The following is a 16,303-nucleotide window of genomic DNA, read 5'->3' on the forward strand; positions in this document are numbered from 1 at the left end:
CCTGATCGATACTACGGAATTCCAGTAGGCCAGCAAAAGCATATGATGACCAAGCACGTGGGGACTAAGTCCGAGACCGATTGGGACCGCCTGCGCGCCATGAGCGACGCAGACGCGGAAGCCGGCGCCTTGGCGGATGAGGCCAATCCGCCAATCAGCACGGATCGGCCAGATATGGTGCCTGTTGCGCGGGTCAAAGTGATACGCCGCGCTTTGCATCTCACCCAGGAGGAGTTTTCCGTCCGCTATCGCATTCCGCTCGGTACGCTCAGAGACTGGGAGCAAGGAAGAACAGAGCCGGACCAGGCTGCGCAGGCCTATTTGCAGGTTATCGCCAAGGAGCCGGAAACGGTGTCGCGGGCGCTCGGTACGCGTAGCGCCGCATGAGACTTCTTTTCCTCGGCGACATGGTTGGCAAGACAGGGCGCACGGCGGTGTGGGAACAGCTGCCCGGGCTGATTTCCGACTTCAAGCTCGATTTCGTCGTCGTCAATGGCGAGAACGCCGCCGGCGGCTTCGGCATCACCGAAGAGATCTTTCGCGAGACGCTCGCCGCCGGCGCCGATGTCGTCACCACCGGCAATCATGTCTGGGACCAGCGCGAGGCATTGATCTTCGCGCCGCGCGAGGAGCGTTTCCTGCGCCCTTCCAATTTTCCCAAGGGTACGCCGGGGCGCGGCTCCGGCGTCTATATCGCCAGGAACGGCGCGCGCGTGCTGGTCGCCAACGTCATGGGCCGCGTCTTCATGCATCCCGAGCTTGACGATCCGTTCCAGGCCGGCGAGCGCGAGCTTGCCGCCTGCCCGCTTGGCGAGCAGGCCGACGCCGTGGTCTTCGATTTCCATGCCGAGGCGACTTCGGAAAAAATGTGCTTTGCGCATTTCGTCGACGGCCGCGCCAGCCTGGTCGTCGGCACGCACACGCACCAGCCGACTGCTGATCATCACATCCTCAATGGCGGCACGGGCTATATTTCGGATGCCGGCATGTGCGGCGACTATGATTCCTCGCTGGGCATGGACAAGGAAGAGCCGCTCAACCGCTTCCTGTCGAAAGTGCCGAAAGGCCGCTTCGAAGCGGCCAACGGACCGGCGACATTGTGCGGCGTCGGCGTCACCATATCCGACCGGACGGGGTTGGCGGAGAAAATCGCGCCGTTTCGTCGCGGTCCGCGGCTCGAAGAAACGGCACCATCCTTCTGGTCGTGACATTGATATGCTGGAGTATAGTACCTAACTGGCCGACGAAACTGCTTCAAAAGCGCGCCGCGTTCGAACTGTCTCATCGCGACGTGCTTTTGATTTTGTTGGTTAAGCATGTCGTGATCCCAAAACCGCGACGCACTTTTGGGCGACATGCTTTGGATCGTAGAGGGAACGACCTCCATGCAGCTTGTCGAATTTCTGGCGCCGCATTTTTATTTTGTTTCCGATCCCACCGCGTGGGTCGCATTGTTGACGCTGGTGGTGCTCGAGATCGTGCTCGGCATCGACAATCTGATCTTCATCTCGATCCTGACCAACAAGCTGCCGGAAGCGCAGCGGGCCCGCGCCCGCAGGCTCGGCATCTCGGCGGCGCTGATCATGCGGCTGGTGCTGCTCGCCACCATTTCCGTCATCGTGCAACTGACGGCGCCGGTGTTCACGGCGCTGGGCCACGGCTTCTCCTGGCGCGACCTGATCCTGATTGCCGGCGGCCTGTTCCTGGTCTGGAAGGCGACGAAGGAAATCCATCACACGGTCGATCCGGAAGACCATCAGGATTCGATCGTGGGCGGTACGCTGCAGATGTCGCTTGCCGGCGCGATCTTCCAGATCCTGCTGCTCGACCTGGTCTTCTCGATCGATTCCATCATCACCGCCGTCGGCATGACCGACGAGATCGCCATCATGTATATCGCGGTGATCGTGGCGGTGAGCGTGATGATGCTGGCGGCGACGCCGCTCGCCAATTTCATCGCCAGGAACCCGAGCATCGTCATGCTGGCGCTCGGCTTCCTTTTGATGATCGGCATGACGCTGATCGCCGACGGCATGGGCTACCATGTGCCCAAGGGCTACATCTACGCCGCCATGGGCTTTTCGGCGCTGGTCGAGGGCCTCAACATGCTGGCGCGGCGGCGTAAGAAACAGGGGTCGGGTGAAGGGCATTGATGTCTTGACTTTTACATCTTTGTACGTACATATTTGTATGTAATGGAACGCGATGCGATTCGAGTGGGATTCTGAAAAAGCTCGGCGCAACCTTGCCAAACACGGCGTCGCCTTTGATCTCGCGCAGAGAGTTTTCGACGATCCGCTCCATCTGATTGTACCTGATCGTTTTGAAGACGGGGAACAACGATGGCATGCGATTGGTATGATCGGAACTCAAGTGATCCTGCTCGTTGTTCACACATACCCGACCGCGGCAGATGAAGAACGTGTTAGAATTGTTGGTGCTCGCAAGGCCACCCCGCATGAAAGGAGGCGCTATGAGCAGGAAGGACCTTAACCGGGATCAGCGTGATCAACTGGCCAAGCTGGCTGATCTGCCTGACGATCAGATCGATATTTTGGATATTCCAGAGGCGCCAGCGGAGAACTGGGCCTACGCTCGCCGGGGAGATCTCTACCGGCCCCTCAAACAGCCCGTCACCATTCGGCTTGATGCCGACGTGCTTGCTTGGTTCAGAGAGCACGTAGAGGAAGGTGGTGGTTATCAAACTCAAATCAACCGGGTGCTCCGCCGCTATGTGACGGAGCAGGAAAGGCGTCGAACCTAATCTTCTATTCGACCGAAATGCCCTTCGGATGGCGGTCGCCGATCAGGCCGAGCGTGAGGCCCTGTTCCAGCCATGCCTTGGCGCCGGCGAGCACCAGCGAGAAGCCGCCGGTCGAGCCGACCGCCTGGTTGACCTGCTCGTCGCCGGAGCCGGCGAAGCCGAAATTGCGAACTTCGAGAAAGGTCGTATCGCCAGGCATCTTGGTGAAGGTCCAGACGACCGCTGTCGGCGGATCGCTCCACTGCATGACGATCTTTTCGTTGCGAACGATTTCGCTGACCTCGACCCTGGTCGAGACGCCATACATGCGCCACTCCCACTCGACCGGCTTGCCTTCGTCCAGGCGGCCGCTGGAATGCGTGAACCAGAACTTCGTGGTGACCGCCGGATCGACGATGGCCTCAAACACTTCGGCGGCCGGCCGGCGGATCAGCATGCCAGCTTCGGCGATGGGAGCTTCCTTGAGTTCCACGTAATCCTCCTTGAATTGGTTAGGGCAGGTTGATCTGCCAGGAAACGCCGAACCGGTCGTTGAGCCAGGTGAAGCGGCGGCTGAAGCCGTAATTGCCGGGCGGCATCAGGAAACCGCCGTCCTTGGCAAGAACGTCGACGATCCGCTCGAGTTCCTCCCCGGAAGAGCAGTCGACGAAGAACGAGAATGACGGCGTGAAGGTGAAGGCGTGGCGCACGGGGCTGTTGTAGATCCTGACCTCCACACCGCCGATCGAGGCGCGCGCCAGCTTGAGCGTTCCTTCGGGTCCGTCTTCGCCGGAGCCGTAGCGCGTGGCGTCGAGGACCTGGCTATCGGGAATGGTTGCGCAATAGAGGGTCATGGCCTCCTCGGCCTTTCCTCGAACATCAGGAACGGCGTTGCTTTCGTCATTCGGCGACCTCTGTTGCTTCAAATACCAGGTTTGAAAATATCGGGCTCAGACGTTGCTCTCGTTGGCCGGCTCGCCCAGCAACTCACTGCGGTAATAGCCGTCGCGCAGATTGATGCCGTATTCGAGATAGGCCTTCATGCAGGCAAGCATCTGCGACCAGCCCTCGCAGTTGAGGTAGGATTTCTTCAGGCCGACCTCGCCCTCGTGCCAGCCGGCCTCGGCGATGGTGACGAAGGTGCCGCCGTCCTCCAGCGGCTCGAAATTCATCTCGATACGGGTCTTGTAGGCGGGCTTGCCATCGGCGTCGGTAGCGTCCCAGCGCAGCACGATGCGCTTGTCTTTGGTCACTTCGTGGACTTCCACAGGCACCGTCTTCCACCATGTGACCGTGGTGCCCGGCACCAGCGGCGCGCTGGCCCCGCCGATGGTGGTGAAATAGCCGCTGAGCTTTGTCGGGTCGACGACGGCGTCGAAGACCTCGGCGACGGGTTTGCCGATGCGTCCGGAAATCCTGAATCCAAGAGACATATCCACAGCTCCTTACCTTGCTCGTCAAAACCATATGTTATATAAACATAACATGTCAAGTCAAACCGCGGACGACCATGTTTTCAAGGCCTTGGCGCATCCGCGCCGGCGCGAATTGCTGGATCGCCTGAAGGATCAGCCGCAGACCACCGGCGCGCTTTGCGAGGCGTTCCCGGACATGGACCGCTGCACCGTGATGATGCATCTCAAGGTGCTCGAAGATGCCGATCTGGTCGTGGCGAGGCGCGAGGGGCGCGAGCGCTGGAACCATCTCAATGCCTTGCCGATCAAGCAGATCCACGATCGCTGGATCAGCCAGTATGCCGGCCATGCGCTCAGCATTCTCGACCGATTGAAGTCCGACCTCGAGGGGTAGGGGAGTCACGCAGGCGGGTTTCGCGATCCACCGGAACGGCCCGCTGGACGAATTGAGCCGATTTATCTATAAGCCGGCCATTCCGACAAAGAGCGCCGTATGCCTTCGCAGGCATAGACGAGACGTTCTGAAAATTTGAATTCGAGCGTCCGGACAGCGAGGTGGAGTCACTTTGCTTCGGGCGCTCTAGCCGAACACGACAGGGGTGCCATGGCTGGCCATTCACAGTTCAAGAACATCATGCACCGCAAGGGCCGCCAGGATGCGGTGCGGTCGAAAATGTTTTCCAAGCTGGCGCGCGAAATCACCGTCGCCGCCAAGAGCGGAACGCCCGACGTGTCGATGAACCCGCGCCTGCGCCTTGCCGTGCAGAACGCCAAGGCGGTGTCGATGCCGAAGGACAACATCCAGCGCGCCATCAATAAGGCCTCGATGGGCGATGCCGAGAATTACGAAGCGGTGCGCTATGAAGGTTACGGCCCAGGCGGCGTGGCGCTGATCGTCGAGGCGCTGACCGACAACCGCAACCGTTCGGCCTCCAATGTGCGCGCCGCCTTCACCAAGGCCGGCGGGGCGCTCGGCGAAACCGGCTCGGTGTCGTTCATGTGGAACCGCGTCGGCGAGATCTACTATCCAGCCTCGGCCGGTAGCGCCGACAAGGTGATGGAAGCCGCGATCGAGGCCGGCGCGGACGATGTGGAGTCCGACGAGGAAGGCCACACCATCTACTGCAGCTTCGAAAACCTCGGCGAGGTGTCGAAGTCGCTCGAAGCGTCGCTCGGCGAGGCGGAATCGGTAAAGCCGATCTGGCAGCCGCAGAACAATGTGCCCGTCGACGAAGAACGCGCGCAGTCGCTGATGAAGCTGGTCGCCACGCTTGAGGATGACGATGACGTGCAAAGCGTCTACGCCAATTTCGAGGTCGACGACGAGACCATGGCCAAGCTCAGCGCGGCGTGATGAGCGAAAAGCCGCTGCCCAGCATCCACATCACCTACTGCACGCAATGCCAGTGGCTGTTGCGCGCCGGCTGGATGGCGCAGGAGCTTTTGTCGACCTTCGGCACCGATCTCGGCGAGGTGACGCTGGTGCCGGGCACCGGCGGCGTCTTCACCATTGCCTGCAACGACGTGCTTATCTGGGACCGCAAGCGCGACGGCGGCTTTCCGGACGCGGCAAAACTCAAGCAACTGGTCCGTGACGTCATCGATCCGGACCGCGATCTGGGCCATGCCGACCGTAAGGGTCATAAGAAAGACCCCGCCTGAGGCGGGATCTTTGGCATTGCGGAGCGCTGTTCAAATCAATGCCATGATAAAGCAGCCCATCGCCACGATGGCGGTGATGGTGCGGACGTGGTTCCACATCACCCATTCGCTCAGATAGTTCGTCCATACGGCAGCGCCGTTGGCGCTGGCGGGATCGACGGCGGCTAGGGCATCGTTGAGCGGCACGTTGAACACCATGGTGACGAGCGGATTGCCGATGAAATAGAGGACGGCTCCAGCAAGGATCCAGTACGTGCCAGACTGGCTCCAGCCCATCAGGACGGCGGCAATGAGCACCAGGCAGATGAGGCCGGTGCCGAACAGCGCCGTCATGAAGGTGGGCGTGATCACCGTGATGCTGATCGAATTCATGGCGGCGATGCCGCCGGCCGCCGGCAGCCTGGCGAGTGCGGGCATGACGAAGTTCGAGAAGGCGAAGAAGACGCCGCCGACGACGCCGGAGCCGATCGCGGCGATGAAGATCAGGGTGGGAATGAGCTTGATCATCTCAGTTACTCCAGATGCCGCTAGCGGCGGTTTCGGTTGCGTAGGTGGAAAAATCCTTCGGCTGACGGCCAAGCGCGCGCTGCACGCCGTCAGTCAAATTCTCGTTGCGGCCGTCGAGCACCTCGGTGAACAGCTCGTTGAGCAACCAGGCGATTTCCGGCGGCAAATTGTGCGTCGCCACCGCCGAAGTGAATTCGGCATGTGAGATCTGCCGGTAGCGGATGTCGCGGCCGGCGGCCTTGCCGATCTCGGCGACAGCGTCGGCAAAGCTCAGCAGCCGCGGGCCGGTGAGTTCATAGAGCTGGCCGACATGGCCGGGCTTGGTCAGCACGGCTTCGGCGACATCGGCGATGTCGTCGGCGTCGACGAAGGGTTCGCCGACATTGCCGACCGGCAAAGCGACATGGCCTTCGAGAATGTTTTCGACGAGGAAGCCCTCGCTGAAATTCTGGGAGAACCAGGAGCAGCGCAGGATCGTCCAGTCGGCGCCCGAGGCCTTGACCATCTCCTCGGCGCGCTGCGCCTCTGTCTCGCCGCGGCCCGAAAGCAGCACCAGCCGCTTGATGCCGTGCCTGACGGCCAGCTCGGCGAAGGCTCCGACCGTTTCGGCGGCGCCTGGCACCGCAATGTCGGGATAATAGCTGATGTAGACGGCGCCGACGTCGGCCAGCGCCGCGTCCCAGGTGCTCCTGTCCAGCCAGTCGAAGGAGGGTGCGGCTGAGCGGGACCCTATCCGCACCGGGACGTTGCGGGCGGCCAGGCGCTCGGCAAGGCGGCGGCCGGTCTTGCCGGTGCCGCCCAGGATCAAAATCGGGTTTTGTGTCGTGTCAGTCATCTCGATCTCCTTGATTGTTAAAATATGATTAATCCTCACATTTGCAAAACGTGATAAACCCTCGTATTTTGTGAGTCAAGCTGGGTTTTCGAGAATCTTTCGGAGGAAGTCATGGAAGGCGGAGTTGCCGGGAAGCCCGAGCAGGAGGTCGCCGCGCCGCGCCGGGCGCCGAGCCAGCAACGCAGCCGCGAGCGGGTCGAGCGCATGCTTGCCGCCGCCTCGGCCCTGATTGCCGAGCAGGGCAGCGACGCCATGCGCATGGGCGAGGTGGCCGAGAGAGCCGGCGTCTCGATCGGCTCGCTCTACCAGTTCTTTCCGGATAAGCGGGCGATCGTCTGGGCGCTTGCCGAGCGCCGCACGGCCGAAAGCCAGGCCTGCATCTCCTCGACGCTGAAGAATGTCGCCGACGTCGAGGGCCTGCGGCAGGCGTTTTCAGAGCTTGTCGATATTTACTACCGGCTGTTCCTGGCCGAGCCGGTGATGCGCGACATATGGTCGGGCACGCAGGCCGACAAGGCGCTGCGCGAACTGGAACTCGCCGACAGCCGCGCCAACGCCGAATTCCTGGTCGCTGTGCTGAAGCGGCTTAGGCCGCATGCCGATCCGGTGGCGCTTGAGACGACGGCGCTGCTCATCTGGCAGATGGGCGAGGCCGTCATGCGGCTGGCGATCTCCGTCGATCGCGAGGAAGGCGACAGGCTTGTCGCGGCCTATAAGCGCATGGCGCTTCGGGAGCTGGGGGATGGGTAGAGAGCGGCGCCCTTCGGGCACCTTCTCCCCGTTCACGGGGAGAAGGACGAAACCGGCCAACAAAAAACCCGCCTCGAGGGCGGGTTTTTGAAATCTTGCAGGGCGTACCGGCTTAGAGGCCGAAACCCTCGAAACGCTTCTTGAACTTCGACAGGCGGCCGCCGCGGTCGAGCAGGGTCTGCTGGCCGCCGGTCCAGGCCGGGTGGGTGGTCGGGTCGATGTCGAGGTTCATCGTGTCGCCTTCCTTGCCCCAGGTCGAGCGCGTCTGGTACTCGGTGCCGTCGGTCATGACGATCTTGATGGTGTGGTAGTCGGGATGGATATCGGCCTTCATTGTCGTAGTTCCTGGCTTGCCGGCGCCTGGTGACGGGCCAATGGCCTGCGTCGATGCGCCCCTTTTTAAAACTCGAAGCCGCAGCTATTGAAAGCCACGGCTTCTAAAACGGTCGGCGAGCCTATACATCAGCCGGAATTGAATCACAAGGCCGCGGCAAGCGCATATTGAAGCGCATGACCGTCAGACGGCCAGAGGACACGCTCATGGCGGATATCGGTGGCAGTCCAGAGGCGCGCAAGCGCTCGATCCGGCCGCTCCGAAACCTCTTTCCCTATGTCACCCGCTACCGCAAGCTGGCGATCGGCGCCATCATCTCGCTGATCGTGGCGGCGGTGACGACGCTTGCGCTGCCGATGGCCGTGCGGCGCATGATCGATCACGGCTTCCAGGCCTCGGGCTCCATCTTCATCGCGGAGTATTTCGCCGCCCTGGTGGCGATGGCGGCGTTGCTCGCCGCGGCGTCGGCCAGCCGCTACTATTTCGTCATCACGCTCGGCGAGCGGGTCGTCGCCGATATCCGCCGCGACGTTTTTGCCCATGTCACGACGCTGTCGCCGGCGTTTTTCGACCAGGCCCATTCGGGCGAGATCGTGTCGCGGCTTTCCGCCGACACCACGCAGGTGAAATCCGCCGTCGGCGCCACCGCCTCGCTCGCCTTGCGCAACGCCATCCTCGGCCTCGGCGCGCTGGCGATGATGGTCTTCACCAGTCCGAAGCTCTCCGGCCTGGTGATCGCCGCCATCCCGGTGATCGTATTGCCGCTGGTCGCCTTCGGCCGCTCGGTGCGGCGCAAGTCGCGCATGGCGCAGGACACGTTGGCGCAGGCCACCGCCTATGCCAGCGAGCAGATCGGCGCGGTGCGCACGCTGCAGGCCTTCACCAATGAGAAACTGGTCACCGGGCGCTTCACGGCCGCGGTCGACGCTGCTTTCGAAGCGGCGCGGTCGTCGGTCTTCGCGCGTTCCTTCCTGACCTTCTTCGCCATCTTCATGATCTTTTCCTCGGTGGTGGCGGTGCTGTGGTTCGGCTCGCGCGACGTGCTTGCCGGCACGATTTCGGCCGGAACGCTCAGCCAGTTCCTGCTCTATTCGGTGTTCGCGGCCGGCGCGCTCGGCGCGCTGTCGGAGGTGTGGAGCGAGCTGTCGCAGGCGGCGGGCGCCGCCGAGCGGCTGACCGAGATCCTGGCTGAGGAGCCGACCATCCAGGCGCCGGCCGATCCGCTGCCGCTGCCGGCCATCGCCAAGGGCGCGATCAGCTTCGACGACGTCTCCTTTTCCTATCCGGCGCGGCCGGACCGCGCCGCCGTGCATGGCTTGAGCTTCCAGGTGAAACCCGGCGAGACGGTGGCGATCGTCGGGCCGTCGGGCGCCGGCAAAAGCACGGTCTTTTCGTTGATCCTGCGCTTCTATGACCCGGAGACCGGGCGCATCGTCATCGACGGTGTCGACCTGCGCGAGGCCGATCCGGCGGCGATCCGCGCCCGCATCGCCATCGTGCCGCAGGACGTCACCATCTTCGCGGCAAGCGCCGCCGACAACATCGGCTTCGGCCGGCCGGGCGCCAGCAAGTCGGAGATCGAAGCGGCGGCCAAGGACGCGCTTGCCGACGAGTTCATCCTCAAGCTCGATAAGGGCTATGACAGCCAGGTCGGCGAGCGTGGCGTGACACTGTCCGGTGGTCAGCGCCAGCGCGTCGCGATCGCCCGCGCCATCCTGCGCGACGCGCCGATCCTGTTGCTCGACGAGGCGACCTCGGCGCTCGATGCCGAAAGCGAAACGCTGGTGCAGACCGCGCTTGAGCGGCTGATGCGCGGCCGCACCACCATCGTCATCGCCCACCGGCTGGCGACCGTGCTGAAGGCCGACCGCATCCTGGTCATGGATGGCGGGCGTATCGTCGAGGAAGGCACGCACCAGAGCCTGGTCGCCAAGGGCGGCACCTATGCGCGGCTCGCCAAGCTGCAGTTCGAGACCGGCGCCAGCGCCTTCCGGGGCGCGGCGGAATAGTCGCGTCACTTTCCTGGAATTGCTTTATGACCGGCTGCGGCGGTAGACCATGAACAGCGGCACACCGACGAACAGCGACAAGAGCAGCATGCTGGTGATGAGCTGTTGCTGGGACCTGTCGGGCTCAGCGACCGGCGCCGGATCCTCGGGCGGGTCCTGGTAGGCGAAGTTGAAGCTCCAGTCGATGTTGTCGCCGACGTCCTTCACCGATTTCAGATAGTCGCCGATCGCCTTGGCCGGAACCTCCCTCGCCAGCGTCTGAAAATTCCACTCCACGTCGAAGGTTGACGCCGTGTTGCTCCAGGACGATTTCAGCGAGAGATAAGGCGTCACGACATTCTTCATGTCCTCGCCGGAAAAGCGCGCCTTCAAATTGCTCACCGAAATGGTGTGACGGCGGTAAACCGGCGATCCAAGCGAAACCGGCGCGGCGCGGCCCACCGTGGTCGGTGTCGGCAGGTCCGTGCCGAGATCGGCGGCCTTGATCGGAAAGTTCTTGACGAGATCGTTGGCGACCAACGCCTGCGCCGGCAGCGTGTAGCTTTCCCGCACATTGATGATGTTGCCGTCGCGGTTGTCGAAGACGTCCAGCTTCGCGGCGCTTTCAATCCCCGGATAGCGCTTGGCGTAGTATTTCAGATAACCGTCCGAAAGTTCGGTGGTCGACCGGCTGGCGAGCCTGCTGCGCATGCCGTCGGCATCGGTGCCTTCGTAAGTCGAAAGTACGCTCAGCGTCAGATGGCCGTCCGGCTTGTCGGGGAAGGAAAAGTCCTCGGCGACCTTGATGGACGGAGCCCTCAGGTCCTGGTCCGGCATCTTCTCCAGTTCACCGGTGCCGAACAGCGGCAGGGCAAAGCCATAGTTGGGCTGCCAGAAATTGCTGGCGTCGCCGCCCTGCAGGTAATTGGTGGCGTCGAGCCAGTAGGTCTTGGCGCCGATCGTTGCCTTGACGATGGCGTGGTCGAAGTCGCGCAAGGCCGGCAGGTGCTGGTCCAGCGCCCGCCCCTGGTCGAGGTCGGCGAGCGCGACCTGCGCCGGGATGCCCAGCCGCTCAAGCGCCGAGGCCAGCAGCAGCGCCTTGTCCTTGCAGTCGCCAAAGCCGCTCTGGATGACCGTTGCCGGATTGCGCGGAATGTAGGAGCCGGAGCCCATCGACAGGCTGACATAACGGATCTCGTCCTGGACAAGCCGCATCGCCTGGATCATGCGATCCTCCGGCTGCGGATGCTTGGCCGCGATATCGTCCAGCTTGGCGGCAAAGGGAGCAGGGAAGGTTGCCGCCGGCTTGTAATAGGGCTGAACCGCGTCGACGACGCCGCGCCAGCTTGCCGTCGACGAAACATCGATCGACCCCCAGCTTGCAAAATCCGCCGGCACATTCTCCTCGACCTTTACGGGTTTCGGATTGGCGATCTCCCAGAGATAAACGGAGTCCGTTCCCGATGCGGAGATCACCGGCTTGACCCCGGTGCCTCTGGGCTTGATCGCGAGCGGCTGCGCGGCTGGCCAGATGACGCTGGTGCGGATCAGCGCCACCGGGTCTTCCCACTCGGTCGAGAAACTGTAGAAGAACATGTCCTTGCCGACGAGCGGCGTCGTCTCGTAGGTCTCGCCATAGTCGATGACGTCGCCGACGCGCACGTCGTCGATGTTGATATGGGCGGTCAGCCAGCCGTCGTAGACGCCCTTTTCGGCGTCCTTCTCCTGCCGGAAAATGTCGAACTTCACGTCCTGCAGCCGGTCCAGCACCTGGCCGTCGCGGATGATGCGCAGATGGTTGAGCGTGACCTTGTGGCGCGACGGATCGAACTGCAGGTCGATGCCCGCGCCCTGGTCCAGGCCGGGTCGGTCGACGATCTTGTAGACCATGCGCGAATAGTCATCGTAGCCGTGATCGCGGTGGATGATCTGCTCGTCCGCCAACAGCCAGGAAATGCCGTTCTTGATCTGGTCGGCGCGCGCCGGGTCGGCCGTCGGGATATCGACGATTTTGATCCAGTCCGCAGCCGGCCCCTTGCGGACGATCTCATCGGCATTTGCCGAAGAGATCAGGCCGGCCAGTACGGCCAAAAAAACGACGAGGCAACGGAAAGACCCGACCCCACGGAGACTGCCACCCACCAACATTCAAACCTGCTGACGTAAAGAGGCTCTGTTTTCAGAGTCTTTCACGCCAAAGTAAAGACCAAACCCGTGTGTCTTGCGTTGTCGGCGGCGCCGCGTCAGCCGCCGTAGCGTTTGCGCAAGTGCTCGGTGAAATAGGCCGCGTTGAGCTTTTCGCCTGTGGCGCGTTGCAGAAGCTCGGGCGTCGACCAGCGTGAGCCTTGCGACCAGATTTTGCGGCGCCGCCAGTCGCTGATGGTGGTGAAATCGCCCTTGGCGAGATCCGTGTCTGCGGACGGATGCTCCCTGCTCAAGGCCGCCCATTGCTGCGCCGCCATCATGGCGCCGAGCGTGTAGGAGGGAAAATAACCGAAGGCGGCGCCCGGCCAGTGCACATCCTGCATCGGCCCGTCGGCCGGATTGTCGATGGTCGAAAGACCGAGATAGTCGCGCATCTTGGCGTCCCAGGCTTCCGGCAGATCCGCGGCTTCCAACTGGCCGGAGACAAGCTGCTGCTCGAGTTCGTAGCGCAGGATGACGTGCAGCGGATAGGTGACCTCGTCGGCATCGACGCGGATCAGCCCACGCTCGACATGATGGACATGCGGCAGGATGTCGGTGAGCGACCAGGCTTCGCCGAGATGCTTTTCGACCACAGGCAGCGCCCAGCGCCAGAAGGCCGGATTGCGGCCGATCTGCTTTTCGACGAACAGGCTCTGGCTCTCATGCACGGCCATGCCGCGCGCCTTGCCGAGCGGCCAGTGCGACCACGCTTTCGGCAGGTTCTGCTCGTAAAGCGCGTGGCCGGTCTCGTGCAGCACGCCCATCAGCGCGGACAGGAAATCGGAAGTCTTGTAGCGGGTGGTGATGCGCACGTCTGTCGGCACGCCGCCGCAGAAGGGATGGTGCGATACCGACAGCGAGCCGTGGGTGAGATCGAAACCGACCGCCGCCATCATGGCAAGGCCAAGCTCACGCTGCCGGTCGATGGCGTAGCTGCCCGATAGCGGCTTCAGCGGATGCTTTGCCAATTTTGCATCCTGCACGGCCAGCGCATGCGGCAGGAAATCCTTGAGGAAAGCCTTCAGCTCGTCAAACACCGGCGTGATGTCGGCGGCGCGGTTGCCGGGATCATATTGTTCCATCAGCGCGTCATAAGGAGCGAGGCCGAGCGCCTCGGCGCGAAGCGCTGCTTCCTCACGCACCAGCGCGATGACGCCTTCCAGCGCCGGCAGGAAGCCCGTCCAGTCGTTCTTGGCGCGCAGGTCGCGCCAGAGCTGCTCGGAGCGCATGCGCACTATTGTCTGGCGTTCGACGAATTCGGCTGGCAGGCAGGTGAGGTTGGTGTATTGCCGGCGCAGTTCCCTGACCGCCGCCTGCTGCTCCTCGTTCAGGGGCTCGGCCTCGGCGGCGGATAGCCAGTCGCCGATCCGCGGCTCGGTTGCCTGGCGGTGCAGCATGCCGGCCAGCGACGACATCGCTTCGGCGCGCTTCTCGCCGCCGCCGACCGCCATATGCGTCGCCTCGTCGGCGCCGAGGATGGCCAAAGCATGCTCCAGCGCTTCAAGCTTGTGGCCGAGTTCGTCGAGTTTCTGGAAGGACATGGAGTTTTACTCAGCTGCGAGTTGGCTGGCGCGGAAAAGATACCAACCGATCAGGCTTGGCAACCCCGATCAGTCAGAGCCGATCCGGCCGTCTTGCCTTAGGGTGGTGCTGCGTGATCAATGCAGGGAACAGCGGCTGGAGGGGACAATGATCGGCAATATCCTGGTTGGGCTGGTGGCCCTGATCCACTGCTATATCGTCTATCTGGAGATGGTGCTGTGGGACACGCCGCGCGGCCACAAGACATTCAAGCTGACGCCGGAATTCGCCAGCGCCTCGAAGGTGCTCGCCGCCAACCAGGGGCTCTATAACGGCTTTCTCGCCGCCGGCCTGATCTGGGGGCTCTATCTCGGCGCCGCCGGGTTCCAGGTCAAAATGTTCTTTCTCATCTGCGTCACGATTGCCGGCCTCTACGGCGCGGCAACCGTCGGCCGGAAAATCCTGTTCATCCAGACGGCGCCGGCCGTGCTTGCCGTCATCGCGCTCTGGCTTGGCTGGTAGTCAGAAAAAAGGCGCCCTTGAGATAAGCCTCGCGGGCGCCAGCCAGTCCCTTCCTCTGTATTCGGGGCAGTTCTGGGAAAAGTGCAAAAGCGGTTTTCCAGCCGCAATTGCGTCAAGACAAGAGAGCTTCAGCCATTCGGATAGTTTCCACCGTCGGCGCCGTCGCCGATCATGAAGCCGCTGCCGGTGTCGTTCATCAGCCGCTGGTCGACATTGTCGAGCCGGCGCAGCAGGTCATGATATTGCGCGGTCGGGATTCTGCCGCCGTCCGACGCCGCGACGTGCTCGGCGGCCTGGCCGATACGCGCTGCGCGCATATGCAGCCGTTGTGCTTCAGCGGCCGAAATATTGTTTGCGTCGCGCGCTTCGGTGATGCCCTGATTGACGCCCTGCACCTGCTCGATCAGGCCGGTCACATGCGGACCGGCCATGTCGGTTGGATCGGACGTTTCCAACGCGCCGCCCCTGTGATGTCCGGCGGCATGGGCGCCGGCGAGCGGGGCGGCGATCAGAGCCGCAGCGAGAGTTGCAGTCTTGAGAGATGTTAAAGCGCGCATGGCGGCGCATCCTCCTACGAGGAAGGAAGCGGCCGCGCCGCTTGGCCTTCCCACCTTCCGGGCCGTCCGGGTCCGTCGCGTCGCGATGGGAGGCACCGCCGGCGATCCCCAGCCCCTGCCAAGCAAATTAGGAGCCCAAGAAAGCGATGTGTAATTAAAAAAAGATAATGTTTTCAGACCTTGCCGGCGACACTTTGCGCCCTAAAGTTGAGCCGGCAAACAACTTCGCGTGACTTTGCGTGATAATGGATCACCGTTCGGTGAGCTTCAGTTCAATACGGCGGTTCTTGCTGCGCGCCTCGTCGGTGTCGGCCGGATCGAGCGGCTGGAACTCGCCGAAGCCGGCGGCGACGAGGCGGTTGGCCGGTACGCCGTTTTCGATCAGGAACTTCACCACCGAGGTCGATCGCGCCGTCGACAATTCCCAATTGTCGCGATAACGGCCGGTGCCCGACAGCGGCTGGTTGTCGGTGTGGCCGTCGACGCGCAGCACCCAGTTGATCTCCGGCGGGATTTCCTTCTGCAACTCGATGATGGCGTCGGCGAGCTTCTTCATCTCGACCTTGCCGGCATCGTTGATCACTTCGGAGCCGGTCGGGAACAGTACCTCCGACTGGAAGACGAAGCGGTCGCCGACGATGCGGATGTTCTCGCGGTCGGCGAGAATCTCGCGCAGCCGGCCGAAGAAATCGGAGCGGTAACGGTTGAGCTCCTGCACGCGTTGCGCCAGCGCTACGTTCAGGCGGCGGCCGAGATCGGCGATCTTGGTGTTGGAGTCGCGGTCGCGCTCCTCCGAGACGTTGAGCGCGTCCTCAAGCGCGCCGATCTGCTTGCGCAAGGCCGCAATCTGCTGGTTGAGGATCTCGACCTGGCTCAACGCCTGCTGGCTGATCTGGCGCTGGTTGCCGAGTTCGCCGGAAAGTTCGTCGGCGCGCTTGTTGGCCGCGTCGCCTGCACCGGCGCCTTGCGCCAGCAATTGTTCGAGGCGGCTCTTTTCGGCTTCCGCCGCCGACAGCGAGGCCTGCAGATTGGCGAGTGAATCCTCCTTGTCCTGGCTGTTCGTGCGCTCCAGCGCCAGCAACTGGGTCAGCTCGTTGATCTGCGAGTTCAGGCGGTTGAGCACAGTGTCCTTGCCGGACAGCTCACGGCCGAGCAGGAACTGCGCCAGCACGAAAACGGTGAGCAGGAACATGATGGCCAGAAGCAGCGTCGACAGCGCGTCGACGAAGCCAGGCCAATAGTCGATGCGGCGGTCGGTGCGCCGCCCACGCGCCAGCGCCAC

General features: G+C 62.8%; 21 protein-coding genes. 11 read left to right on the forward strand and 10 right to left on the reverse strand.

Annotated elements, in window-relative coordinates:
• Window positions 1-42 precede the first annotated feature (42 nt).
• From ACVDG8_RS21945 to ACVDG8_RS21965, 5 genes are all read left to right on the forward strand, one after another.
• Window positions 43-387: a helix-turn-helix domain-containing protein gene (locus tag ACVDG8_RS21945; RefSeq protein ID WP_447256571.1), complete on the forward strand. Its 345-nt coding sequence runs from the start codon at window positions 43-45 to the stop codon at window positions 385-387.
• Window positions 384-1,208, forward strand: a complete 825-nt coding sequence (locus tag ACVDG8_RS21950; RefSeq protein WP_447256572.1) for a TIGR00282 family metallophosphoesterase — start codon at window positions 384-386, stop codon at window positions 1,206-1,208. Before ACVDG8_RS21945 ends, ACVDG8_RS21950 begins: the two co-directional genes overlap by 4 nt.
• A gap of 177 nt (window positions 1,209-1,385) precedes the next feature.
• Entirely contained in the window at window positions 1,386-2,153 is a 768-nt protein-coding gene (locus ACVDG8_RS21955; protein ID WP_447256573.1) for a TerC family protein, read from the forward strand.
• A gap of 52 nt (window positions 2,154-2,205) precedes the next feature.
• Complete coding sequence (locus ACVDG8_RS21960; RefSeq protein ID WP_447256574.1) at window positions 2,206-2,493, forward strand: BrnT family toxin; 288 nt, start codon at window positions 2,206-2,208, stop codon at window positions 2,491-2,493.
• Window positions 2,474-2,764, forward strand: coding sequence for a BrnA antitoxin family protein (locus ACVDG8_RS21965; RefSeq protein WP_447256575.1), 291 nt, complete (start codon window positions 2,474-2,476; stop codon window positions 2,762-2,764). The genes ACVDG8_RS21960 and ACVDG8_RS21965 overlap by 20 nt, the downstream gene beginning before the upstream one ends.
• 4 nt (window positions 2,765-2,768) lie before the next feature.
• Here ACVDG8_RS21965 and ACVDG8_RS21970 read toward each other — a convergent pair whose 3' ends face one another.
• The 3 genes from ACVDG8_RS21970 to ACVDG8_RS21980 all read right to left on the reverse strand — a co-directional run bounded on the left by ACVDG8_RS21970 (window position 2,769) and on the right by ACVDG8_RS21980 (window position 4,176).
• On the reverse strand, window positions 2,769-3,236 hold the full coding sequence (locus tag ACVDG8_RS21970; protein WP_447256576.1) for an SRPBCC family protein: 468 nt from the start codon (window positions 3,234-3,236) through the stop codon (window positions 2,769-2,771).
• Window positions 3,237-3,255: 19 nt separating this feature from the next.
• Window positions 3,256-3,597, reverse strand: a complete 342-nt coding sequence (locus ACVDG8_RS21975) for a VOC family protein (protein ID WP_455707216.1) — start codon at window positions 3,595-3,597, stop codon at window positions 3,256-3,258.
• A 96-nt stretch (window positions 3,598-3,693) separates the two neighbouring features.
• Entirely contained in the window at window positions 3,694-4,176 is a 483-nt protein-coding gene (locus ACVDG8_RS21980) for an SRPBCC domain-containing protein (RefSeq protein WP_447256578.1), read from the reverse strand.
• Between the two features lie 52 nt (window positions 4,177-4,228).
• On the opposite strand from ACVDG8_RS21980, the gene ACVDG8_RS21985 reads away from it, so the two are divergent.
• The 3 genes from ACVDG8_RS21985 to ACVDG8_RS21995 all read left to right on the forward strand — a co-directional run bounded on the left by ACVDG8_RS21985 (window position 4,229) and on the right by ACVDG8_RS21995 (window position 5,820).
• A complete protein-coding gene (locus ACVDG8_RS21985; RefSeq protein WP_447256579.1) occupies window positions 4,229-4,552 on the forward strand; it encodes an ArsR/SmtB family transcription factor in 324 nt (107 codons plus the stop codon).
• A gap of 210 nt (window positions 4,553-4,762) precedes the next feature.
• Window positions 4,763-5,512 (forward strand): YebC/PmpR family DNA-binding transcriptional regulator, encoded by a 750-nt coding sequence (locus ACVDG8_RS21990; RefSeq protein ID WP_447256580.1) that lies wholly within the window; start codon window positions 4,763-4,765, stop codon window positions 5,510-5,512.
• On the forward strand, window positions 5,512-5,820 hold the full coding sequence (locus ACVDG8_RS21995) for a SelT/SelW/SelH family protein (protein WP_447256581.1): 309 nt from the start codon (window positions 5,512-5,514) through the stop codon (window positions 5,818-5,820). Before ACVDG8_RS21990 ends, ACVDG8_RS21995 begins: the two co-directional genes overlap by 1 nt.
• A 30-nt stretch (window positions 5,821-5,850) precedes the next feature.
• On the opposite strand, the gene ACVDG8_RS22000 is transcribed toward ACVDG8_RS21995, so the two are convergent.
• Window positions 5,851-6,327: an anthrone oxygenase family protein gene (locus ACVDG8_RS22000; protein WP_447256582.1), complete on the reverse strand. Its 477-nt coding sequence runs from the start codon at window positions 6,325-6,327 to the stop codon at window positions 5,851-5,853.
• A 1-nt stretch (window position 6,328) separates the two neighbouring features.
• Window positions 6,329-7,162, reverse strand: coding sequence for an NAD(P)H-binding protein (locus tag ACVDG8_RS22005; RefSeq protein ID WP_447256583.1), 834 nt, complete (start codon window positions 7,160-7,162; stop codon window positions 6,329-6,331).
• Window positions 7,163-7,273: 111 nt separating this feature from the next.
• On the opposite strand from ACVDG8_RS22005, the gene ACVDG8_RS22010 reads away from it, so the two are divergent.
• Window positions 7,274-7,912, forward strand: a complete 639-nt coding sequence (locus ACVDG8_RS22010; protein ID WP_447256584.1) for a TetR/AcrR family transcriptional regulator — start codon at window positions 7,274-7,276, stop codon at window positions 7,910-7,912.
• Window positions 7,913-8,024: 112 nt separating this feature from the next.
• Here ACVDG8_RS22010 and rpmE read toward each other — a convergent pair whose 3' ends face one another.
• Entirely contained in the window at window positions 8,025-8,246 is a 222-nt protein-coding gene (rpmE, locus tag ACVDG8_RS22015) for a 50S ribosomal protein L31 (RefSeq protein WP_371013309.1), read from the reverse strand.
• A 206-nt stretch (window positions 8,247-8,452) separates the two neighbouring features.
• Here rpmE and ACVDG8_RS22020 point away from each other — a divergent pair, with 206 nt between their 5' ends.
• Entirely contained in the window at window positions 8,453-10,255 is a 1,803-nt protein-coding gene (locus ACVDG8_RS22020; RefSeq protein ID WP_447256585.1) for an ABC transporter transmembrane domain-containing protein, read from the forward strand.
• A 24-nt stretch (window positions 10,256-10,279) separates the two neighbouring features.
• Here ACVDG8_RS22020 and ACVDG8_RS22025 read toward each other — a convergent pair whose 3' ends face one another.
• Both ACVDG8_RS22025 and ACVDG8_RS22030 read right to left on the reverse strand, forming a co-directional pair.
• The gene (locus ACVDG8_RS22025; RefSeq protein ID WP_447256586.1) at window positions 10,280-12,325 is read right to left on the reverse strand and encodes a DUF3857 domain-containing transglutaminase family protein; all 2,046 of its coding nucleotides are present in this window, start codon (window positions 12,323-12,325) and stop codon (window positions 10,280-10,282) included.
• 152 nt (window positions 12,326-12,477) lie between these two features.
• Window positions 12,478-13,962, reverse strand: a complete 1,485-nt coding sequence (locus ACVDG8_RS22030) for a carboxypeptidase M32 (protein WP_447256587.1) — start codon at window positions 13,960-13,962, stop codon at window positions 12,478-12,480.
• 148 nt (window positions 13,963-14,110) lie between these two features.
• Here ACVDG8_RS22030 and ACVDG8_RS22035 point away from each other — a divergent pair, with 148 nt between their 5' ends.
• Window positions 14,111-14,464, forward strand: a complete 354-nt coding sequence (locus ACVDG8_RS22035) for a DUF1304 domain-containing protein (protein WP_447256588.1) — start codon at window positions 14,111-14,113, stop codon at window positions 14,462-14,464.
• Window positions 14,465-14,592: 128 nt separating this feature from the next.
• Here ACVDG8_RS22035 and ACVDG8_RS22040 read toward each other — a convergent pair whose 3' ends face one another.
• Both ACVDG8_RS22040 and ACVDG8_RS22045 read right to left on the reverse strand, forming a co-directional pair.
• Window positions 14,593-15,021 (reverse strand): hypothetical protein, encoded by a 429-nt coding sequence (locus tag ACVDG8_RS22040; protein ID WP_447256589.1) that lies wholly within the window; start codon window positions 15,019-15,021, stop codon window positions 14,593-14,595.
• 250 nt (window positions 15,022-15,271) lie between these two features.
• A complete protein-coding gene (locus ACVDG8_RS22045; RefSeq protein WP_447256590.1) occupies window positions 15,272-16,303 on the reverse strand; it encodes a peptidoglycan -binding protein in 1,032 nt (343 codons plus the stop codon).

It is taken from the genome of Mesorhizobium sp. ORM8.1, assembly GCF_053005525.2.